The sequence below is a fragment of the Psychrobacter sp. H8-1 genome, assembly GCF_904846575.1.
GTDB lineage: Bacteria > Pseudomonadota > Gammaproteobacteria > Pseudomonadales > Moraxellaceae > Psychrobacter > Psychrobacter fulvigenes.
Window position 1 is genome coordinate 1979933 of the sequence record NZ_CAJHBG010000001.1, and the last position, 23906, is coordinate 2003838.

Genomic DNA, 23906 nt, shown 5'->3' on the forward strand with positions numbered 1-23906 from the left:
TAAGCGACAATATATGTCGCGAACCAACTAGTTAGCTATTGTAAAGATATCTGGACATAGTAGATTAAGTATATCGAAATTAATTTTGTTGAAAAGAAGTAAGTCCACTCAACGACTGCTAAATTTAGTTCATAAATTCCTGCCATACGGATGAAATATAATTAAATCAAATTAACGAGCAATAACATATCATTAGAGGGTAAATCGTAGATGGATTCTAGTAGAAGAATGTATTGGGAAGCATTGTGGTGGCTTACAGGAGTATATTTTGTAATTGAAGTAGTTATCAACATTATTGTTTTCAAACAACTCTCAATCAAAAGTGATTTTATTACCATTGAGGGCATGGAGTTTTGGGGAAAAATCATCACAGGTGTTGGTGCTGCCCTCGCGTTCACGAAAATTTTTTATGCACTTAAGTCTCAGTTTGGTTTTGGTGATGACGAGTATTACTATGCTACTGAAAGTCTGAAAGTCATGTTTTTAGGTCTGTTAATCTGCATCCCCCTTAGTTTCTACTTGCAAAACAAGTTGATCGAAACGATGGTAGATAATTCTACGGCTGAGGAGAGGAATAGAGCGATACTTATCATTAATACCCAAGTGACTATGAAGCCTCATTACAACCCTTTAATTACTATCGATAAGAAACCAACAACAATGAATAAGCTGTTACTGCCAATTGGTGGAATGAAAGACAGCTTTATACATAACTACGAGCAAAAACAAAACGTATTGTTTTCAGCATCAAAAAAATGTATTGAAGGCAGCGGTGAAATGTTGGGTGTGATCTCTAATATCGATAAGGCTTTCTTTGCTTATAATGCGCTTAATTCACCTATGCAAGAGCAGCTATATAAAGACACTATTATTTACTATAATTCATGTCTTTTAAGTAATGGAACATACCTAAAGCTAGCAATTCCAACGCCAGAATTTGACGATACTAAGTTCCGTAAGTTTTACGAAAAATACCAAGATAAAACTAGGGTATATTACGAGGCAAATGCTAAGGCGGAAAAGTCTATATGGAGCTCAGTAGCAAAAGAGAAAGTTTACAAAGAATGGTTAAAAGGTGTCAGTAAGACTCTAGGATTCGAATCAACCTTAAGCCCCTACCTTAACTATGACCAGTTTGTTAGAGACCCTGATATTCAAAAATATTTTAGAAAAAAAGCAAAACCAGAGGAACTAAGCTTAATTCCTTATAGCGATGGGTTTGAAGAATCCTTGCGACTAAAGATGGCTGAACCATTGAAAGAATTGTTGCCAAATACTGCTATACCTACCTATATCAGTGAAGGGGATGATGAACCATTAGGAAATTTTATTAAATACCCTAAAAAGTATCAAGGCGAAAAAGCTGAGGTCACACAAGAACAAATAGAGCACAGTGGAAAACAGGCGTATAAAGGCATTGTTATGCCTATAGTTGCACTAGGGGCATCATTGACCTTCTTGCTGTTAAATATAGTCATTGTTATATCTCAACTTATCGTTATGATTATCTTTGTTAAGTTCGGTCAAGAGAAACCACCTTTCGGTCTTAAATTGCTTATATCTTTAGTTTTAGTAGCAGTAATCATTGGAGTGCCGATTAGCTCAAACATTAATGATGATGAGAATGGCAATGTAAGCAAGATGAAAAAGGCAGTTGAGATTCTATACTACTATGAAAAAGCGCTAGTAAGTATCCTAGGCATTAATGATAATAGTATTAGCCGCGCCTCATTTAAAATCGGAGAAATAATCACAGATACTGAGACTAATGAAAACAATAATGCTGTAGCAAAAGTATCAGGATTTAACATTAGTGAATTGGAAAAACGGACAGAAAAATAGCGCCTTAGATAATCCTTGCTAAATAAGTAGATTTAAAAATAGAGGTTTTATGGAAAAAACCAGAGAGCATATGCAATCTGGTTATTATGTACTCTTTAAATAATCATCTGCCAACGGTAAGCCGCCCGCCAGAGAAGCTAGTACACGACTCGCAGAACCAAGATGATTGTTTTCTGATATAAGGTATATCCGCTGGTACATCAAGTTGATACGGCCGTCCACAGTACTCACAGTGCACATCATCTAAGTAAGCCTGACACTCCGCTAATACGCCAAACAAAATATGATAATCGATATGGTATTGTTTGCAGAGTATTTCTATATGCTCTACATACCGCCCATCATGGCCGTATGCCCAATAGTCTTCACATAGTTGTATGTCGGACTGATCTGCATTAGCGCTAAAAATAAGTTTTAAGCTCATGGTTATCTCCAAACCAAATAGTTGACATTAATCACAACGAATAAGGGATCTCGTAATGATTCATAATGGCCAAAAATTTGGTCTCAAGATTCGTTAAGGTATAACGATTCAGCGCTAATCCTTCATTTAGCTCTCGTTGCACCCATATTCTAATCGCCTCATTATTATAAAATATCGGATTGACGCCTAGCATCTTTGCTAACTGTGAACCCTGTTGTATTTGCAGGTTTACCATAAGCTTGGTAGATAGCGATATCGCTTCAGCGCTTAACCAAATTGAAGCATGCGGCGGTTTAATAAATGTGTTCATGTATAATCTCCTGTAGGTTAATATTCATTTCCGTTAGTCGTAATGACTTTCTACAGATTAAATTATACATACATTTTGAGCTATTACAACTTAAAATAAACTTCTATAGAGCTTTTTATTACTGAATAGAGCCTTTAACTTATTTAAGAGCTATAGTTTGCTGCGTATTAGTTGGCGTAATAACTGATAAGCGCAGTATTATCTTGTGTTCTAAAGGAGGAAGGTTTATTGTTCTTCCTTAACTATCTCATAAAGGTCGCCCACTTCAATATCCAAATATAAACATAGCTTCTCTACAACTTCTAGATCCACTCTTGTCGCTTCTTCGTTATACATACGTGTGATTGTGCCTCTATTTACATCCGTATCCCTAGACACATCAGCAATCTTTAACCTTTTCTCACCCATAATTCTAGATAAATTACACTTCACCATAACCTCCCCCATAATAAAATAACCTACTGTAGATAAAAATGTCTTGCAAAAGATTATTTTTAGTGTAAATTATGTTCTATAGCAGGTCATAAAGCTATCAGATAATAACACTTTAATCTTTAGTAAGGATTTTACTATGAGTTATACCTATTTAACAACCGAAGAGCTGTCACAACGCATTAAATATGACAGCAAGACTATACGCAATCAACTTAAGGATGCGGTATTCATTGAGGGCGTTCATTACATCAAACCATTTGGAGGTAGAAAAATCCTTTTTATATGGCAAAAGATTGAAGAGTTGATGCTGACAGGCTATGACGATACCATTCCATTTACAGCGGGAGCATAATCATGGCGAGTATCAATAGCCGTAATGGCAATCTGTACGTAGATTTTCGATACATAGGCCAACGTTGTAGAGAGCAAACCTTGCTGGCAGACACTAAGCCTAATCGAAAGCGTCTAGAAAACTTCGTTAGCAAAATGGAAGCAGAGATTCAATTAGGTAGTTTTCGATATGAAAACTATTTTCCGCAGAGTAAAAAGCTTGAGCAGTTTCAAAGCTTAGAGCTTATGAGAGCAACGAATAGTCATAAGGACTCAAGCTCAGGCTTTGATAGTTTTAGCAAAGCTTGGTTAGAGGAAAAAAAGCCGGAATGGCGGGACTCTCAAATAAGTAATGTGGAAGATATATTTAGAATTTACCTAATTCCTCATTTTAGCAATTTACCGCTAAATACCATTAGCAAAGCCAAAATCATGACTTTTCGAGGCAAGTTAGTCAAAGATGGTAATAACGGACGAACTTTATCAGCGTCTCGCATTAATCATATCATGACGCCATTACGTATGGTGCTGACCGAAGCCTCTGAGCGTTTTGATTTTGACAGCCCTTGGAAGAATATAAAACCACTCAGTGAGCCTAAAAATAATGTCAGTCCTTTTGATCTAGATGAGGTCATGCTCATTATCAATAACGTGAGAGCAGATTATAAGCCTTACTATATCGTACGATTTCTTACAGGTATGCGTACAGGTGAGATTGATGGCTTGCCTTGGAAAAATATAGATTTTGAACGCCGACAAATCATCGTTGATCAGGCAGTCGTCAATGGTGTCATAGGCGAAACTAAAACCTCAGGTTCGAATCGTATCATTCAGATGAACCAACTGGTTTATGATGCATTAATTGGTCAGCGGAAACTAACTAAACATCTAAGTGAGTTCGTGTTCTGCACAAAAGCGGGTACACCTTTGAATCATCGTAATGTGACAAAGCGAGTTTGGTATCCGTTACTACGATATTTAGAACTTGATAAGCGAAATCCTTACCAAAGTAGACATACCTCTGCAACTCTTTGGCTTGCTGCTGGTGAGTCGCCTGAATGGATTGCTGCTCAAATGGGTCATAGCAACACAAAAATGCTATTCACAGTGTATTCTCGCTATGTGCCAAACCTAACTCGTCAAGACGGAAGTGCTTTAGATAAGCTACTGATAGCACGAGGAATATTACAAAACATATGAAAAAGCCTATATTTAACAAAAAGACATCCAAACAGGTGTCTTTTTTTTGTTTTATCGCTAGATGCTTTATATAAATGGAGCTACAGTTAAGGAAATGGTTTGTAATGGTTACAGAACAATGGCTGATGAAGATAATAACTCAAAACAGAGCAATAATATTGAAAAGTGGCTAAATTTAAATATTTTAGAACTAAGTTACAATCACGAAATCGAAAGTCTACTTGTTGAACTGATTTTCTTATTAAATATTATGCCTTCTCATTACAAGACAGAGCTTGTTGAAGAGCGTCAGTATTTATGTGCTTGGATTGAAAAACAACCTTCTAATTCAGATTTGATAGATCCTAAAAACAGTCCGATTTACTATAACGGGATTCAAGATAAATCGTTTGTACAAGAAGTTGGTGAACGCTACGTTATTGCGTTTCTAGCAAGCCGTGCTTCTTGCTCTAAAATTAATGCATATCGCTCAGTTTACTTTCTACTTTGCCTGAAAATGGTTGAGTTAACAGACTATGAGAGCCGTATTAAAACAACCTTAAACGAATGCCGTTATCTGACAACCAAAGTTAGAAGCTTTTTAGCACCTTTTTTGCCAGATATCCTACAGATTAAGGGGTTACAACAATTACGGCAGACACTTGAGCAAGTAAAAGGTAATGACCTTTACGATTTCTGGGAAAATGCAGATCCTAATGCTTTAAAAGATTTTGTTGAAAAAATTCAACATACTGAGGAAGGTGGAGTTCAGTCAACACAACAAGATGAAGTAAGTGAAAAATTATTAAGCTACATTTACGAGTTTATTTTACCGATTGAAAATAGCTTTAAAAATCAATCTGGTATTACACGTAACGTCAAACAAGCTGAGAAGCTTATCGTCGGTTCGAAATCTGTAGATGACATCACAGGAAATATGACTAGTGATTTAATTTTAGTCACAGAAGTAGTTGATGATACTAGCGCTTTTGAGTCAGAAGAGCGTCAAGATGATGAAGAGCAGTCATTTGCGCAGGTGTCTATTACACAGCCTACTAATTATTATTTAGATAGAGTGCGAGCAGAGCAGCAAACAAATAGTCGTCATCAGCGCACTATGAGTCAAGCGACCGATGTGAACAATGCACATCCAGATGACATCAAACTCTTGGTTAACAACCTAATGACTACGTTACTAAAATTGAAGTTAGAAAGGTTAAACGATATATATGATCAAGATAGTATAAACATTGAGTTTGATATCAATCATCAAGCAGCGCTCTATTTGCTAATGCTTTTATTATCAGGGCTGCCTAATATATTCATCTCTGAAAACCTTAAATTAAGCTATCAGTCTTATAAGTATTCTTTAGGATTCGCACCGACACGAAGTGTCATTCAAGATAGCTGGGATACTAGCCTGTGTGCTGATAACAGTGAGAGTCTTACGCTTTTTTTTCCTAAAATTGTGGGTGAATTGCATTACTGCATTGCAAGCGATATAAGTCCAAAGTTTTTTGAACAAATTAAACAGCAAGCAAATGATCAGCTTAAAACCATCAATAAAGAGCATAAAACTAGACTTACAATAAACAAGGTTAAAAATTATATTTCTCACTTTTTAACTCAAAAAGGACGTGATACTGCTTTGATAGATGTCATAACTGAACAGCCTATCAATCATCAATCAGCCCTCCCTTACTTCAATGTCAGTCAATACGATCTATATAGTTGCCAGCATGAATTTATTGAACACTTAAATAATATGCTTGATGATGATCGTTCTTATGGTAGATATGCATGTCAGTTTTTCACATTGCTAGAAGATAAGTTAACTGGATATTGGGAAAAACAAACAGGCAGTGCTTTAGCTATTAATGAAATACGTTTGAAGGATGTCGTATCTATACTGCGTGATAGATTACGAAAGCGAATTGATGAGAGACGTCTTGATGACTTTGAATCAATGGTTGAGATGCATAATACGTTTACTGACTATTTATATATCATGTTATCAATATCGAGTGGTTATCGTCCCGTTAGTGAACCATTTGGTAGGCTCAGTCATATCGATACGATGACAAAAAAGTTTTTTATCAGTGATAAAGAAAACCATCAAGATACGCAGGGACGGTTCATTTATCTACCAGATACGGCAAATGAACAAATTCAAGAGTATGTTCACTTTTTGCAGAAGAACGCCAGCATTCTATGCAGACTAGATAATCCGCTTGGTGGTATTTACCAAAGCATTCTTAAAAGTCACATCGGTTTGATCGTATATCTTAATTTTGATCAGAAGACCAATAAGATTGCTGAAGTTACCCTCAACAAGAATTACCTTCATGAACGATTATCTAAACACATCAACCTACCTATGAATTGGCATCGGCATTTTATCCGATCATTTCAATCCATTGAAGAGGGCTTGTATTCCATACAGGAATATTCAGAAGATAGTTTTGGTCACGATATTATTGGCGCATGGATGGGACATGCTGATGCTCTTGGTTTTGATTTCTATCATCGATATAGTGGCCTTAAACGTAGCGAATTGAGACGATTTTCGGTGTACTTGGATGAAGTGCTTAAGAATATTGGTTTTAAGACGATGACACTGGAGAGAAGAAAGTGAATCAGCGTGCATCTTGTATTGAAAAAAGAGAGAAAAATAGAAGTGTAAATTTAGAAAAAAGCAACAAACGAGCGCAACGTTTGGTTAAAAAGCACGTTGATTTTGATTTGGTTGCACAATCAGAAGATAAGCAAGAAGTTTTTAATATTATGTGGGAGAAGTTTGACAATGAATTAAAAAAGCATAAAAGTTTTCGTAACTATCGCAGCTATGTCCACGGATATAATGAAGCTATCCGTTATTGCCAAGATTATATTGAAGATCATGACATCAATGTAGGCTTTCCAAAATATATTGTGGTCTCTGATCGACCAAAGAGTTTTCGTACTGAGTCATGGTTTATAGACGGACAAAAAATACTTAGATTTTATATCAACTGGATGGATGATTTAACTAATAAAAAACAACTTGTATTAGAAGATCTGATGTTGTCAATAGTTTTTCATAGCGCAGTACTAAAAGCACCAGTATTACAGACCATTTTAAATAGCGTTATTGATGGTTCATTAAATATAGAATCTGTTTTTGGTTTGCCTTCAATCAGTATCATAGTTGACGATACGACGTATCATACAAATACTATTATAGACTCAAAAGCGGTACATCAAGCTCAAGTCTTTTTATCACCATTATCTGTGCGATTAATCGACCTATATCAGCAGCAACCAAAATCTGCTCGAAAAACGAATGACATTAAAGTCAATGACCTACACACTAGCCTGCGAATGCAGCGTTCAACTAGCCATGCTCCGTTAGACATGGGTTTGAGCAAATTTTTAAAGGGTTCAATCTACGTATTAGAGGACTACCTTGGTATAGATATACCTGAGCATACTTGGTATCTGATTACTGGTGAGGAGCATACATACAGTCTTCCAAGAGATAATTGGCAATCTATTATTTATAACATCAGTCATCACACTGGCATGCAGTATGACTTAAAGTCCCATACATTAAACGTTAGTGTGAACAAAATCAAAAAACCTAATCACTCCATAGCTATAGAAATCGCAAAATTATTTAAAAGAAAGAAAGGTCAAAAAGTCTCAAAATCAACTTTTATATCCGATTTAAAGCAACTTCATCAAAGTTTATTGTCCGATAGTGCACCCTTGAATGAGTTATCTATTGTAGGATGGCTACTGTCTAAAACTGACAGCTGTCAAGTTAGTAGTATTCAAACTTATAGCAATATGATCACTTATCGCTGGCTAGCTGTAACTGAAAACGTAGATTTTTACGACTGCTCTACGGAAGACTTTGAGGGTATCTATAATGAATTGATTGAACTTGGTAAAACTGATAAAGCTAAGAACACCATAGCTGCTCATATTGATGATATTCATCGTTATATGGTTAACAGTTTTAATATTGAACCTATTGCACCATTATCTTCTGCAACTCGAGCCCATCATAAAACAGGCTATATATCAGAGATAATGTTTCAAGCTGTCCTAATTAACGCTCAAAACCTTGAGGTAACTAAAGATGAGTCAGAGGCTATACAGCTCTCATTGATATTAGGTCAACGCTGCGGGCTTAGAATAGGCGAAATAGTTAAAATAAGGCTAAGAGATGTCGCCCAGTCATTAGCTTATCTAGAAGTGCGTGATAATAAATATGGAAATAACAAAAGCAGCTCTGCGCTACGGCGAGTACTATTAAATCAGCTATTGACTGACTCAGATATGTTACTGCTTAAAAGAGTAGTAATCAGGCGATATCAAAGTACAGGAGATACTCTTATAGCCAGTCAAGCTGGTAGACCATATTCGTCAGGTGATATGTCACGTATTTTAACAGACTTGATCAAAGGTACCACTGGTCTTACGTACTTAACGACCCATCATTTGAGGCACAGCTGCCTGACCAATTTTCAGCTCATGTCATTTTTATATGATAAAAGCTATTGTTTCGATGATTTTGAACATGACAGCTTGCAGAGACTAAAAAACTTATTGCCCTACGATGAAGATAAAGCATGTGCATTACTGAACTATATTGAAACATCGATACAGTATAAGAAGATATATGCATTAGCTGGCATAGCGGGTCATGCAAGCCCCAGCACTACTTTTTCTTCTTACGTACATTTGATATATATTGAGCTAGGACTACTTCTTTATCACACAGACTTCATGCTACAACCTGAGCACTGTGAGATGTTGGGTGTGCCTAGGCGTAGAAAAAATGAACTGAAAAACAACCCGATTGCTTTGAACGATTATTTCATTAAGAAAATAAAGCTCAAGCCGCTCAAAAAGCCTAAAATTAAAAACAACTTTGCAGAAACAATAAGCGTAAAGCATAAAAAACGTAAGAAATATGCGTTTGACGACGTGCGTCAAGTTTTAAATGCTTACACGCAAGAAGGGGACTATACGCATACTGAGTTAATAGATATTTTTGAGATAGAGCAGCATGTTTTTGATAGTTGGTTGAATAATGCTCAGCACCTTAGAAATCATGCTGATTTTCAAACCATTCATAATAAACCCAGGTTGTTTACGTCCGAAAACAGTGATCATCTCTTGCCAACTCTAGATAGGTTTGCCGAGGATAGAGACTTAATGAAAAAAATGACTAGTAAATTTCGAGACTTATACAAGGTAGATGATAAATATTTCATTCATCAGTTTGTGTTGTATACGCTCAAAAACTCTCAATATCATAAAAACTATATTAACTTCAACGACTCCGATATATTAAAGAGCTATCTAAAAATTATTTTAAACCTAATATATAAAAAAGACATACGCTTAAAAATTTATAATTACGAACAAGCAGATAGCGCTGAAGTTAAACGATGGCGTTCAATAATTGAGAGTTTTCCGAAATCTCAATTAGATTTTATAAAGAAGAGTAGCACTCAAAATATAGGTGTAGAATACCAGAAAAGGATACGTGTTGATTTATCACTGGTTAGCCAAACAGAACAGGAACGGATTGAAAATAGATCCGAGTCTGATCTGCCTATCAGCGGATGGACGGTAAGAACGCTGCAAGTATTCTGTCATTATGTATTTATTATCATTGGTGATCTTATACCGGATAATCAGCCTCAATGATTTAGGAAAAAATAATGAACTTGGCTTCTAAAACCATAATTCCAAATAGCAAAACAGTTATTAAATTCCATCCTCTAGCTCAGAGTCTATATACACTTATTAATGAGGCCTATGTGTTTGGCGGTCAACAGGACTTTTTAGCCGATGTGACTGCTAGGCTCCAGCCTCATAGAGGACTGCCAATCAATAATATATCAATGATTAGCCAAGGATCAGGGACAAATACTTATCGTGTAATAGGTGGCTGTTTTAATCCTATATTTGATATCAATAGCATTAATGCTAATAACACGTTGTTCCACAGCTATAGTCAACCTAAAAAAAGTAGCAGGGCTGCATTTGAGCAAGATGTTATAGACTTTATTTATCTGGACTTCATTAGATCTATCTCAGTTTTATCCTTAAGAAAGCCTGGGGCGATTGAGCCTCAACTGCGAATGCTTAGCAAAGAGTATAAAAGTGATATTTGGAGCGCGTTATTCGATCGCGGTAAAAATTATTTACGCCAGATTGATTTTGCAAACCTGCTAGATACGGAGCGTGATACGATCAGCAAGCAGCGTAAGCCTTCTGTTAACAAAAAGAGCAATAGTGATTAGAGCTTTATACTACTAAATACTAGGAATAACTCAAAAATGTAAAATGCGCTAGTAGCGCCATAATGATCAACAATCAAACCTGTAAAGATTACTGAGATATTAAAACCCATATATGCCATCAAAATAACCCGTACTGGCACGGCTGCTCATTAACAGCAAAGTGCGTTACTCCAGATAATAAGTATAATATTACTTACTTGATCCATTTTAAATTAGAGCTCCTGAAATATATGCAATCACCTAATAATCGTTGGCTAACTTATTGGTATAAAACTTTAAAATACGCTGAAATTAAACCTATTGAAATTATTAATGACCCGCTTATACGAGATAGCTTTCACTGTATCAAGGAGTTAGACAAGTCTCTTGCTGACAAGCTATGGCGTCAAGCACAGGCAAGGCAGGACGACACTAGCATAGAGGTTGCGCTTTGTCCTGCACAATCAAAAATAGTCGTAGAAGATCAATATACTGAAGATAAGTCCGTAGAGCTATTTTGGATTATCGTCAAAATGGATAGAGACGGAAAGCTATTTGTAAATTCTGGTAATAAACCAAACTCAAAGCCGTTCTTTGTTCGTGACTACCTATCTCCAAACCCCAAAAACTATACTGCCCTGTCGGATATAGCTACCGTCGATAATGCTTTAGCATCGTTTAAATTTGATAGCAACTGTATTGAGAGTCATTGGAAAGAGTGCGAAGCGCTATTTCGTAAAATTACAGGAAAGACTTTTGTTGAGTTTAACAGTCTTGAGAGGTGTCATTTATGTGTAGAAGTTGCGCCAAAACGTGGTATGGCTAACAATGTGTTTACACTCTATAAGCATCTGCTCACAGAAGATAGCGCTACTGATACCTTAAAATTATTATCAAATATCATCAATGATAAACCAGTGTCTAAACAGCTATATCCTAAACCGCAAAAAGTATTGAATGATAAAAACCACATTGGACAGTTTAGTGGGCAATTCCCGTTATCACAATCACAGAGAGTTAGCATGTGTGCCTTTAATGCTCATGCTAAAGGCGAAATAATCGCTGTTAATGGTCCACCTGGTACAGGCAAAACAACGCTATTACAGTCTATCGTCGCTAATCTAACCGTACAGCATGTTATAGATGACAAACCGCCTCCGTTGATCATGGCAAGCTCAACCAACAATCAAGCCATTACCAACATACTATCAGGATTCGCGCTTCCTGACGATGATGACCTTCTTACCAATCGCTGGTTACCAGATATCTCTTCGCTTGGTCTGTACATGTCATCTAAAAAGTCTAAAGAGTATTTGATGTATGCTTTAGGTGATAGGAACAAAACAGTAGGCTTCTTTGGGGACTATGAAGAGCGCTCGGCAGATGAACTTGAAGCATCATTTCTCAAAAATGCACAAGATTATTTAGGCACAGCCATCCGTTCGGTTGTCCATGCAAAAACGTTATTAAAGTCTGAAATTCTCAAACGTCAACAGCAGATTGTCTCAGCTTTAGATACTGTGTCAAATTTCAGTAACATTGAGCAAATACTGCACTATTCGGGTTTTGAGAGTGTTAATGCACTGCATAATGCCATTACTCAATCACGTCAACACTATAGCGAGCTGGCTAACAACACGAAAACTTGGGAACAAAGTAAAGAGGCTCTATATCAAACTTATGACTCGCAACCTTTCCTCGCCAAATTATTTCGTTTTTTACCATTTTTAAAGCACAGACGGGCCAGTCAATTTAAGCTTATTATCTCAAAAGTGGATATTTCAGCACTCAAGGTGACTGACTGGAGTAATCACCATCATATTATAGAGCATATAGATAACTTACTGATCAAAAACCATGAGAAGCTACTGGTGCAAAAAGATGATTTGACATCAAAGATTGCTCTCAAAGAAGGTATCGATAAGCTTGAGCAAGACTGGCATCATTTAGTTATAGACTGGAATCGTACTTATCAATCTAAACTAAATACGCTCTATGATAAGACTGGCGAAGAGTATAGGAACCTGAGCGCCCAAGAAGATATTAATATTAGATTGGACATCTCCTATCGCTATGAAGCATTTTGGCTAGCTCTGCATTATCGAGAAGCTGATTATATATCGAAACTGGCTAAAATTACTGATAAGTCTAATGCCGAGTATGGACTTCAAACATACAAAGCAAAACTGCAACGTTATGCCTGTCTCACGCCAATATTTATATCTACGTTCTATTCCGCGCCAAAGTACAGTCGATATTTTAACGGTAAAGAAGAGCGCTCTTATGATGAATTGTATGATTATTTGATAGTTGATGAGTCAGGACAAGTTGCGCCTGATATCGCATTACCTACGTTTTCTTTGGCTAAAACTGCGCTAGTAGTTGGTGATACCAAACAAATAGAACCTATATATTCTGTCAGTAAGCCTATGGATACTGTGAACTATGGCTTATACGTATGTGAAGATCTTGACGATGTAAGCGAGAACCAACTTAATATACACGAGTCTCAAGGAAAACTTGGTAGCTGCGGCTCACTCATGAAAATGGCTCAATATGCCAATATTTACGAAGATAATCCTACAAATAGTACTGACAGCAAAGATTTAATTAATGGTTTGCTATTGACTGAGCATAGACGTTGTGTCGATCAGATCATATCTTATTGTAATGACTATGTTTATAGTGGTCAGCTTGAACCTATGCGTGGTAAAAAGCCAGATGTTAACCTTGAGTTTATTTTAGGTAATAAAGGCTATGTTCATATTGATTATGCCAGTGAGCACCGTGGAAAAAGTCGTATTAATGCTTTAGAGGCATTAGCAATAGCTGCTTGGATTAATACCAATAGCAAGGTTTTAGAGAAAGAATATGGCAAGGATATCCATGACATAGTAGCTGTAGTGACACCATTTAAACCGCAGACTTTAGAGATAAAAGAAGCATTAAGTCAGTATAAGTCGACTTACCAAAAAATAACCGTGGGCACAGCGCATGCGCTTCAAGGTGCTGAAAGACCGCTTATACTATTTTCTTTAGTTGCTAGTCCAAATGACAGTGTAAGTTTTATAAATAGCCAATATAACTTGCTTAATGTAGCCGTCTCACGTGCAAGAGACTACTTTGTACTATTTGGCAATATGGAAACGCTTGCGATATTGCCGCGTACGCCGCTAGGAAACCTGGGAAAATGGTTATTAAACAATCAGGATGCACAGATTGATAACAGTTTCGTCTATGACCTCGTTGGAGAAGGAAAACCTTCTAAAGTTTATACTAATCTTATTAAAGAGCACATTAATCAGCTTGATCGTCACGATGAAATACTTATTGAAGCTTGTAAAAGAACAATCAATGAGTTAGTCATTGTATCTCCTTTTTTATCAGACAACGCGTTATCAGATCATCTAAAACTAGAACTGAAAAACGCTGTTAGTAGAGGCGTCGTGGTTATTGTGTATTGCGATGCTAAGTTGGATATCGATAACACAAAGACGCGCAGAAAAAACTCTAAAGAAGCTATATCGATTTTACAAAACATTGGTGTGAGTATTAAAGTGATTGACGGTATTCACTCAAAATCAATGATGTTTGAAACAGACAAAGGAATGGTACTAGTAGAGGGGTCATTTAATTGGCTGTCAGCGGTGAGAGATAAAAGCAATCATTTTAGCCGCTATGAAGCTTCTATTTTACTGGTAGGTGAAAGTATTAGACCGCGCATAGAATCAGTCAAAAAGCTACTTAAGGAGCGCAGTCATAGTATCAACCACTAGGCCCTATCACAATATTATTGTATAATTTTTATACTTATAAACCGACATAAAGTATAAATATTATACATTATAAGTGACCATTATATAGTTTATAGCTTAACCAAAGCACTTTAAAGTACGCTAAACGTCTTAAGGAAATAACCCCTACAGGCCTTATCATACAAAGACTTATAGGTTAACGTAGATTAAAGTAACTTAACGAAATATGGTAGTTCTAGCCTGTCACGTCGCGGGTGTTACTGAAAGTTTAAACAATGAAAAATTATTAAGTTCTTCTAATAATGCATTAAGAAAAACTACGGTGACCAAACCCTCGGTGACACTATTTATAGGCTGGGGTGACCATTTTGTGACCAAATTCGAAAAAGACAGGAGCGGATTGCCAGATGTAAAACATATTGCTAGAGTGTCTAGGAATGCTCTAGGTAGCTTTCATACTATAAACAGTGATAATAGCAGTTCAATTGCCACAAGTTAAATTAGCAAGTTAGTGTACATCTCATAATAAAAAATAAGGGAGTAGCTAAACAAGAGAATGCGCAACCCACTCATAAATTTTTTAAACAAGGTATGGGTTTTTTTGACCCGAACCCATCAACTCGTTACCTTGGTATCCGATTTGACTTAAGTGATATTGAAGCAACCAAAATATCAGATAATCGTTACCGCATTCACAGACTTAATGATAAGAGGATCTCTACAAAACCAACAACACTTTACCATCTGAAAAATAATCGTGTAGACCATCCTCAACAACAGGTTGCCCTATAGTCAATAACTGAGTGTTAAAATTGCTGGCATGTTGAGAGACCTCCTTAGCAAAGCTATCTCTTTGACTATCTATATCCGCATCCACCTTATGCAATAATGTTGGGATACCTTTGTGGAAAGTCACTGCTAATCCATCATCATAGCTAATCGCACCTAGCCACTGCTTTTTATCATTGTCAGGATTTATTCCTGCATACCACCAGCGGATATGTACTCGTTTACTTAACGTTCCTGCCTTTTGATAGGCATAATTTTGTGGCTGACCTTGCCAAAACAAATCAGAAACAGGTGGTGTTTTATTTTTCAGCAACTGCCAATAGTCACTAATTTCAAGCTCGTTACGAGAAAAGGTCTTATTCTCTATCCAGCCTATGGTTTGCATTAAACCTTTTGGATTATCGCCATTAAACACAATATTTATGCCTTGTGCTTCATATCCGTATGACTGACCCGCATACGTTTTTAAATTATCATTCAATCTATTATTCAATAGCGGTTTTGATGATTGTTGTGATACCTCTAAATCAGTGATTTTTGTATGCAATGGCTGAGACACCAACGACGAAGTATTAATAAAATCATCACTTTTATCAAAAAAATGGTTGTAATTTTGCCAGCCAATGCCCCCTAATAAAACTATTATTATCGACGTTTTATAATAAGGTATAGACCAAAATCTACGGCTTAGCATCACTAAAAATACCAATAATAATATTATCAACGCACTTTGATGCTCTATTAAAAATATATTAAATTCCGCCAGCCATATACTCACATTAGGAAATAGAAGCAAGCTGATATCGATACCTGAGGCTAAGAGGTATCCCCAAAATACCCAAAGTCCGACACCTAAGATCAAACCTATGCTTGAAAAAAAGCTAAATCTTTGCCATTTGATTTGTTGACTACCTGCTAAAAAAGGCACAACCCATGCGACGGGTCCTAGTAAGCGCGCGAACATAAGCAAGAAATTACCCTTTGTTCGCATTAGTAGACGAAATCGGGCAATGGGACGTTTGGTTTTTGGTTGCCAATTAATAAGCCAACGTTGAGCGTTAGTACCCATTTTACGACCAATAAAAAAGCTGGTTTGGTCACCAATAAAACCGCCCATTGCTACCGCTAATACACCAAGCCATGAACCATGGAATAGCTGATAACCCGCAGTGAGTAAAAAAGGCTCACCGTGTACAAACAGGTTAATGCCAATAACTGCATCGAAAAAAGCACCCAAAAGTAAAATAAATATAGACATGATGATTTTTGCCTAAAGATTGTGTCTAAAAATTATGCTGATGGTTTGTGCTTAAGAGCTAATAATGCGTTTATTTTCTAGCGGTTTTGAATCAGCTTCATAGTGACCAAATTTATATTCAATTTCATTGTTCTTGAGTTCTCCAAAGAAGAATCTACGAACGTTTGCATGCAAATATTTTAATCCAGTGCTAAAAAATCCATCTTGTTTAAGTCGTCTTGGGTCAAAAGAGAAAGCCACAGGGATAAATCGAAACCGCCATGTCTTAGACGCTCGTTTGACATAATCGCAGTCTTCACAAAGCTGAATCTCTTGGTCAAATCCACCCAATTGTTGATGTGCTCGTTTGGTTGATAAAATACAAGCCCCTACTGCTGTGGGAAATCCAAATTGAGTTAAATACATGCCCGCATTAAATCCGATATACGCAATCTTATAATGTAGTGGCAAGTCTTTAGCACTCATATACACACCTGCTACTTCAATACCATTGGCACTTAGATGTGTCTCTGCTTTGGCTAAAAAGTCTGGCTCAAGACGAACATCGGCATCTAAAAATAACAGTCGTTCATGTTTGGCAAGCTTCACCCCTGTGTTACGCCCTAAGCTGACGCCTTTGGTGTGCATATTGTGAATGGTCAAGTTTGGAATACGATCGGCAAACGCTTTTGCTAAATCTCTTGTATTGTCATTACTGTCTGAATCGACAACGATAACTTCAAAGTTTTGATAAGTTTGCTTAGCAATATCAGATAATAGATTTTCGATTCGCTCAGATTCATTAAGGGTAATAATAACGATACTAAAAGGATTGCCTGCGGTTGCGATATTCATTTTGTGTATTCCTTGGCTAGATAAAACTGTGAAGTGCATGTTGATTTTTAAAGTTTAGCAAGGGTTTCTGAATGATTTCTGAATGACTCAATAAACTTATAATTTTTATGTCAAAAAAAAGAAGTCAGCTGTTAGACTGACTTCCTGTGGAGAAAGCATTATTATTATTATTTTCTAATTATTATTATTTTTGTTAAGTGTTTTATGCGCTTAATATAAAAAGGTTTTCTGTATCTAAGAAGCTTTTCACTTAAGTGCTTTTTATCTTAGGTAAATTAGGATTGGCACTAGGAGCAGATAACCAATTTATATTATTTAAATGTGTCATTAGTAATGATAAGCTGACAAATATGCCTATCACACCAGAGATTATTAACATCTGCCAACCACTGCTGACACCAATACCAGCTCTAACCATTAGTAGAATGGAGCACGACAAATGCAAGGCGATGATTATCAGCATAGATTTGCCTGTGAGTAGTGATGTCCAGTGTTGATGATACTTGTTAAACCAAGCGATACCCATGATTACTGAAAACCAGCCTAAGCACGCCCCTAAAACCACATCTAAATACCAATGCGCACCGACAGCGACTCTTGCTAAACCAACAACCCCTGCAAAAAGAACCCCAAATATCACCCACACGGCTTGAGTTTTATTGTTTATTTTAGGGGATAAGCCGATAACGATGGCAATAATTCCTGTAAATGCTGTTATGGTGTGACCTGATGGTAAGCTGTTGTGTGCTGTCAAAAAATCACCAATGACTATAAATTGTTCTGCCTCTAATACAGCGCCAGGGCGAGGAACATCTAATAAATGCTTACCTATCGCTGAGGCAAATGTCGCAATAGGTGCTGATGCTAATATGAGTAACCATACTCGCTTTTGGTAGAGTAAAATTGGAGACAATAACATTAGCAAAACAGAGGTATCACCTAACATATTTATATTACCCCAAACCTCTGCTGGCAAGACAGTCAACGCTTGAGTATTTAAGAATAGGAAGGTGTTCATTTGTGACTGCCAATACCCCTCAATTGATGTGTACCCGTCACTGCCTATAAAAATAGTTAAAAAAAATCCAACCAATAGTAAGGTTGGCGCAATCATCCATCTTTTGAGTGATATATTTTGATAAGGAGAAACTTGGTTGTCAGTGCCATTTTGACTTTGACTCAATTCAATAGCCGTTAGTTTTTTATCATATGCCTGAACATCATTTTTCGCAATATCATTGGCTTGACTAGTAAATGTTTGACTGTCTTTTATTAGATTATCTATAGATGTGTTCATGATGTGCCTTTAAAAGATAAATCCTAAACAGCCGTAGCTATTTGAATGTTTAAAACTAATGAGACAAATATATCTATGAAAACTGAAGGTTTTCTGAATGTCTGGCACTATTTTTAATTTATTTATCCTTTTATACTGGTTCAGAAACCCTTCAGTTTGGTTTGCTATACTCAGCATTTAAAAAACTCTAGAGTGTGAAGGTTAATATGCGAATATTGGTACTTGAAGACGATTTGGGCATTGGCGATGCTCTCTCAAGTGGCTTAAGTGAGATGGGCTTTAATGTGGATTGGCTAACAGATGGTGCGTTAGGCTTGCATGCGCCTGATACAGCGCCTTACGAAGTTATTATTTTAGATTTAGGTTTGCCAAATATTGATGGGATAGCGTTGCTAAACCACTGGCGAAGTCGAGGGATTAAAACTCCTGTCCTCATTCTGACTGCTCGTGATGCTCTGCCAGAGCGTGTGGCAGGATTAAACGCAGGTGCAGATGACTACCTTTGTAAGCCTTTTGCGATAGAAGAAGTCGTCGCTCGTTTATATGCATTGAGTCGTCGGCAACGTGGACAAAGTAATAATGAAATTGATTTTGGTACATTAACACTTAATCGTACGAATAAAGTAGCAACCCTAAAAGGAGAAACGGTGGCGCTCAACAAACAAGAGTATCAATTATTAGATTTACTTCTGTCACACCCAAATAAAATCTTCTCTCGTGCTGATATTGAAGAGAGCTTATATAGCTGGGATGATGATATTGAAAGTAACACAGTAGAGGTTTATATCTCCCGACTGCGTAAAAAGTTTGGCAAATCTTTGATTAAAACATGGCGAAATATGGGATATCAGCTTGATGAGAAACCAAAACTGTAACTTATATAAATGAGCCATATCTATAGTCAACAAATATTATCTATTAGGAATTATTTTGTGAAATCTAAAGACGCTAAACCATTAGATGCGCAGTCGCTAACCCCCCAAGCAGTAAACTCTCAGGCAGCGCTTCAGCGGTCTTGGTGGCATAGTACCCTAGACGATATTTCACATATTACCCATGCTAATAGCATTAAGGGCAGTCTGTTACGTAAGATGCTGGTTGGACTGCCTTTAATTTGGCTCATTGCATTAATCTTAGCAAGCGTGTCTATTTTTCATGAAACAAATCGGCAAAATGATATTGAAATAGAGCAAATGGCACGTCTATTAGCCTCTATTATCGGTAATAAGGATATACAGGGTGGAGAGGTTATCCCTGATGTGATGCTATCTAAAAAAGAGGATGATTCACAGTTAGATGCAGGTTTCGCAGTTTGGGATAACAATAATAATTTGATAATGGTAAGCGAATTGGGTCGACAGTTCCCCATCAAAGCAGACCCCGAAGGCTTCATTGACAGCAATGATTGGTGGCAGACCGATGCCAATCGTATCTTTTATCTAAAAATGGATGATGGTAAGACTATTGCTATCGGTCGTAAGTGGGATGAACGCTTACAAATCACACAAACCTCTATATTATCTATATTTTTAGTCTTTTTTTTAACCATCCCTATTTTAATAATATTTGCCCTATGGACGATTCGTAAAGGCTTAATGCCTTTGCAAGTTTTATCTCTAGAATTAGACAAACGCAATGCAGGTGACTTGACGGTCTTAGACAAAACTGTGCCAGATGAATTAAATCCCTTTGTTCAAGCTTTGAATCGCTTGTTTTTAAGAGTCAAAAAGACCATGGAACAAGAGCAACGCTTTACTGCTGATGCCTCCCATGAATTGCGAACGCCTTTATCAGCTATTAAAGCTCAAAGTGAGGTGCTGACAATGACGCAAGACAGAGAAAAGCAACAGCATCATGCACACAAAATATCTCAGTCCGTCGATAGAGCCACTCATTTGGTAGAACAATTGCTTATCTTATCTCGCTTAGATAGCATAACTAATGATAGTGAAAGTAATATCAATGCGCCTATCCAAGAGGATAAAGTTGATTGGATTGAAGTGAGTAATCAAGCCTTAAAAAGTGTACATCGACAGGCGCGTGAAAAGCGTGTGACTTTAAAACGATATATTCTAGTTGATGATAAAGCAGTGTTACCTTTATCAAAAGGGGTGACAGGTGATGATACGCTTCTCATACTATTGCTTAGAAATTTACTCGATAATGCCATTCGTTATGGGAGTAATAGCGTTGACGATCATATTTATGAGGGTAATGACAAAGAGACTAACATCCTCGTTGAGCTAACGTTAGCATCTGACTATATTAGCGTGCGGGACTATGGGAAAGGCATTGCAGAAAAAGATATTAAGCGCGTTCAAGAACGCTTTTATCGTCCAGCAGGTCAAACCGAAACAGGTAGTGGTCTTGGGCTGTCTATTATTGAGCGAATTACCCAACTATATGGTTTAGCGTTTTCACTAGAAAACCACCCTGAAGGTGGCGTTCTAGCAAAAATTCAAAGACGTAATCCTTAAGTGAATTTTATGGCAAGCTGTGGGTGATTTTTATCAGTTACCTAAGGCATAATGAAGTCTAAGGCTTAAAGTTAAAATGCTCAAAATGAAACGCATTAGGAGCAAGTCCTTCTTCTATAAGCGTGGTACGGATACTCTCACGCATGGCAGTAGCGCCACAAAAATAAACACCAGCCTTTGCAATGTCTTTTTTATCCAGATATTCTATATCGTGCAAAATCCTTTGTGGCGTTAATCTTGCTTGCTCTGATAACACCAATTGATATTGAATACTTGGATGACTTGATAGCAGTGACAGTATTTCGTTGTGATAAATGGCTTCTTGTTTTGTGCGCACGCAATAATAAAAATATACATCAATATTATCGGTATTGATTGTGCTGTGTAACCATGCCAAAAATGGGGTGATACCGATGCCTGCACCTATCCAAACTTGTGTTTTACGCTTTGGATTGAATATAAAGTCGCCATAAGGCATTTCTAGCTCAACCAAGTCATTTTGCTTAATGTGTTCTCCCAATTTTTTTGTATAGTCACCTAGACCCGCAACCGAAAATCTGGGCATATGGATTAAGTTTTTTTCATTCGATATATTGTTCTTATTATCTTGAGTAAAGTCTGATGGTGTCGCTGACGATATAGTAAAGGGGTGTGATTCAGTCGGTATGTTTTTGTTTTTTAGAAATTTAATAAAAGCAAACTGTCCTGCCTGCCATTGAACAGCATTGCCAATAGGACTGATGGTAAACTCAGTGGTGTCGCCTAAGTGTTTTATCGCTTTAACTTTGCCTAACATACGCTTTGATTTATTAAAACCAAAAGCATAATAAACCCATGCCCATATACCAACGATAGATACTGCAATAAGTAATAAGCCTATTGGTGATAACAATGCAAAAGGTTTAACAGCAAATAATAGATGAAAAACACTGACAATAAAAACCACGCCCATCAATTTATGTGTCCACTTCCAAAATCGATAAGGCAAAAAATTAGTAAAACTAATAGCAACCAATCCTAACAATAGCAAAGTTGCCCATTCACCTGTATCACTACCTATACCTACTAGCGTGTTATCGCTATAGTGGACAGTTTGTGGAACGAACCACCAGTGTAAGAAAATACATATCACTGCTAACATACCCGCCCAGCGATGCAATATATAAAGCTTATCTAACCCCCCTAATAGTCTCTCTAAAATAGGATGCCGAGTCGCCATCACAAAAGCAACCATCATAGCAGTTAATGCCAAGCCTGCATTATAAGCGGCAAACCAACGTACTAAGGGCAGTTCATCAGGCAGTAATACACCGATTCCGATCAGTACGGCTAGCAAGCAAATAAAAGCAAACCACTGCTGTTTGGTAGTGCTTCTAAATATATGGTTAATGGCATTAAAAAAAGAGGAGGTTTTGCTCATGAGAATGTCTACATATCTAGGATTTGAAATATAGCCGAACCACTGTTAAAGCGTTAAGCTCGCTTAGCCTACAATTGTATTACTTGCGCTCGCTTGCCTTATAGCACTTTTAAGATTGATTGACTACAAAGGGGGGGGTTATAACATGCAATATATCGAAAACTTCTGAAGGTTTTCTGAAATAGAGCCATAGCTATATAAGAAGTGATGGCGTTAACCTCGTTTAGGTTACGCCAGTCGTATATTAGCCATTAAGTTGGCGTAATTTTAAATGATTAGGGTAACACAAAGTCCAGAATGACCATTTGTATTATCTAAATCACACTGAGCCTCTGTAAGATAAAGACCAATACCTGATTGTTCGCAAATGGTTTTAACAATTGATAGCCCCAAACCAGTGCCCTCAATACTATAGTTCTTTTTGCTGGCACCATCTGATCTATCCTTTGACGTAAACATCTGATTGTCAGCTTGGCTTAATCGAACAAAAGGCTCAAAGATACTAGCATAGTCTTTTGGATTAATACCTATACCTGAGTCCATAACTTGAAGCACTACTGGATTCATTATTGATGAGGATTTGTTCTTCAAATATGGTTTGACTATTTGTGTGCCAAAGTCATGTTCTAATTTATGATTAGAGGATAGGAAAAACTGTTTAATCGTTACTTTCGTATTATTAGGTGTATAAACAATAGCGTTTTGAATGATGTTTTTTATGACCAATAATAAAAGGGTTTCATCAATATAGACGCTTTTGTTGTCTGTAACATCCACCTCTAGTTCAATATTTTTATCATCCACAATAGGCAATAATAAACTGATGACCTGTTCAATATGACCCCTGCCGTCAAATCCGTATAACTAAACTTGGGATATCTTAATCACGCCGTATAACAGTAAAAACCACATCTAGTTCAGCGATCAGTAGCCATTCGCTAATAATGAAACAGTGTGATACGATTTTTGGAGGAGTAAGGGTGTGTATTGATGCACTTTTAGCGATACCGGTCTAAAGTTAATGTATAAAATATATACCTGTTTTTTTATGTCAAAGTATAATTTTTATACATTATTAGTGACCAAAAATAGTGTATCTGACTTGATAAACAACGTTAAATGACGCTAAACATCATTTGGATAATTTCTTCTTAACTCTTTATACATAAGGGTTTGTAGGTTAAAGCACTTTAATATATATCAATGAAATATAGTGGGTCTAACCTGTCACGCCGGGGGTCGCGGGTTCGAGTCCCGTCCGCTGCGCCATATTTA

Annotated in this window: 17 protein-coding genes; 9 read left to right on the forward strand and 8 right to left on the reverse strand. The window is 36.9% G+C overall.

The genetic code is table 11. From position 1 onward, the window contains the following. Positions 1-210: 210 nt before the first annotated feature. Entirely contained in the window at positions 211-1842 is a 1632-nt protein-coding gene (locus JMY01_RS08015) for a hypothetical protein (RefSeq protein WP_201575067.1), read from the forward strand. 103 nt (positions 1843-1945) lie between these two features. Here the strand turns inward: JMY01_RS08015 and JMY01_RS08020 are convergent, their stop codons facing one another. The 3 genes from JMY01_RS08020 to JMY01_RS08030 form a co-directional block, all read right to left on the reverse strand. After that, positions 1946-2266 carry a hypothetical protein gene (locus tag JMY01_RS08020; RefSeq protein ID WP_201575068.1) on the reverse strand — a complete coding sequence of 107 codons (321 nt, stop codon included), beginning with the start codon at positions 2264-2266 and terminating at the stop codon, positions 1946-1948. A 31-nt stretch (positions 2267-2297) separates the two neighbouring features. Beyond that, entirely contained in the window at positions 2298-2576 is a 279-nt protein-coding gene (locus JMY01_RS08025) for a hypothetical protein (protein WP_201575069.1), read from the reverse strand. Between the two features lie 225 nt (positions 2577-2801). Then, positions 2802-3023, reverse strand: coding sequence for a helix-turn-helix transcriptional regulator (locus tag JMY01_RS08030; protein ID WP_265089856.1), 222 nt, complete (start codon positions 3021-3023; stop codon positions 2802-2804). A gap of 124 nt (positions 3024-3147) precedes the next feature. Between JMY01_RS08030 and JMY01_RS08035 the strand changes: the two genes are divergently transcribed. From JMY01_RS08035 to JMY01_RS08060, 6 genes are all read left to right on the forward strand, one after another. Then, positions 3148-3363 (forward strand): hypothetical protein, encoded by a 216-nt coding sequence (locus JMY01_RS08035; protein ID WP_201575070.1) that lies wholly within the window; start codon positions 3148-3150, stop codon positions 3361-3363. A 2-nt stretch (positions 3364-3365) separates the two neighbouring features. Next, positions 3366-4541: an Arm DNA-binding domain-containing protein gene (locus JMY01_RS08040; RefSeq protein ID WP_201575071.1), complete on the forward strand. Its 1176-nt coding sequence runs from the start codon at positions 3366-3368 to the stop codon at positions 4539-4541. Positions 4542-4659: 118 nt separating this feature from the next. Beyond that, the gene (locus tag JMY01_RS08045) at positions 4660-7155 is read left to right on the forward strand and encodes a hypothetical protein (RefSeq protein WP_201575072.1); all 2496 of its coding nucleotides are present in this window, start codon (positions 4660-4662) and stop codon (positions 7153-7155) included. Then, the gene (locus JMY01_RS08050) at positions 7152-10223 is read left to right on the forward strand and encodes a tyrosine-type recombinase/integrase (RefSeq protein WP_201575073.1); all 3072 of its coding nucleotides are present in this window, start codon (positions 7152-7154) and stop codon (positions 10221-10223) included. The genes JMY01_RS08045 and JMY01_RS08050 overlap by 4 nt, the downstream gene beginning before the upstream one ends. 14 nt (positions 10224-10237) lie before the next feature. Further along, a complete protein-coding gene (locus tag JMY01_RS08055; RefSeq protein WP_201575074.1) occupies positions 10238-10822 on the forward strand; it encodes a hypothetical protein in 585 nt (194 codons plus the stop codon). Between the two features lie 230 nt (positions 10823-11052). Next, positions 11053-14577: an AAA domain-containing protein gene (locus JMY01_RS08060; RefSeq protein WP_201575075.1), complete on the forward strand. Its 3525-nt coding sequence runs from the start codon at positions 11053-11055 to the stop codon at positions 14575-14577. 697 nt (positions 14578-15274) lie between these two features. Here JMY01_RS08060 and JMY01_RS08065 read toward each other — a convergent pair. From JMY01_RS08065 to JMY01_RS08075, 3 genes are all read right to left on the reverse strand, one after another. After that, complete coding sequence (locus JMY01_RS08065) at positions 15275-16603, reverse strand: LssY C-terminal domain-containing protein (RefSeq protein WP_201575076.1); 1329 nt, start codon at positions 16601-16603, stop codon at positions 15275-15277. Positions 16604-16654: 51 nt separating this feature from the next. Further along, a complete protein-coding gene (locus JMY01_RS08070) occupies positions 16655-17437 on the reverse strand; it encodes a glycosyltransferase (protein WP_201575077.1) in 783 nt (260 codons plus the stop codon). A gap of 250 nt (positions 17438-17687) precedes the next feature. Then, a complete protein-coding gene (locus tag JMY01_RS08075) occupies positions 17688-18734 on the reverse strand; it encodes a phosphatase PAP2 family protein (RefSeq protein ID WP_201575078.1) in 1047 nt (348 codons plus the stop codon). 206 nt (positions 18735-18940) lie between these two features. On the opposite strand from JMY01_RS08075, the gene JMY01_RS08080 reads away from it, so the two are divergent. Both JMY01_RS08080 and JMY01_RS08085 read left to right on the forward strand, forming a co-directional pair. Continuing rightward, positions 18941-19609, forward strand: coding sequence for a response regulator (locus JMY01_RS08080; protein WP_201575079.1), 669 nt, complete (start codon positions 18941-18943; stop codon positions 19607-19609). Positions 19610-19666: 57 nt separating this feature from the next. Further along, the gene (locus JMY01_RS08085) at positions 19667-21211 is read left to right on the forward strand and encodes a histidine kinase dimerization/phospho-acceptor domain-containing protein (protein WP_201575080.1); all 1545 of its coding nucleotides are present in this window, start codon (positions 19667-19669) and stop codon (positions 21209-21211) included. A gap of 58 nt (positions 21212-21269) precedes the next feature. On the opposite strand, the gene JMY01_RS08090 is transcribed toward JMY01_RS08085, so the two are convergent. Both JMY01_RS08090 and JMY01_RS08095 read right to left on the reverse strand, forming a co-directional pair. Then, on the reverse strand, positions 21270-22631 hold the full coding sequence (locus JMY01_RS08090; protein WP_201575081.1) for a ferric reductase-like transmembrane domain-containing protein: 1362 nt from the start codon (positions 22629-22631) through the stop codon (positions 21270-21272). 267 nt (positions 22632-22898) lie between these two features. After that, positions 22899-23435, reverse strand: coding sequence for a HAMP domain-containing sensor histidine kinase (locus JMY01_RS08095; RefSeq protein ID WP_201575082.1), 537 nt, complete (start codon positions 23433-23435; stop codon positions 22899-22901). Between the last annotated feature and the right edge of the window lie 471 nt (positions 23436-23906).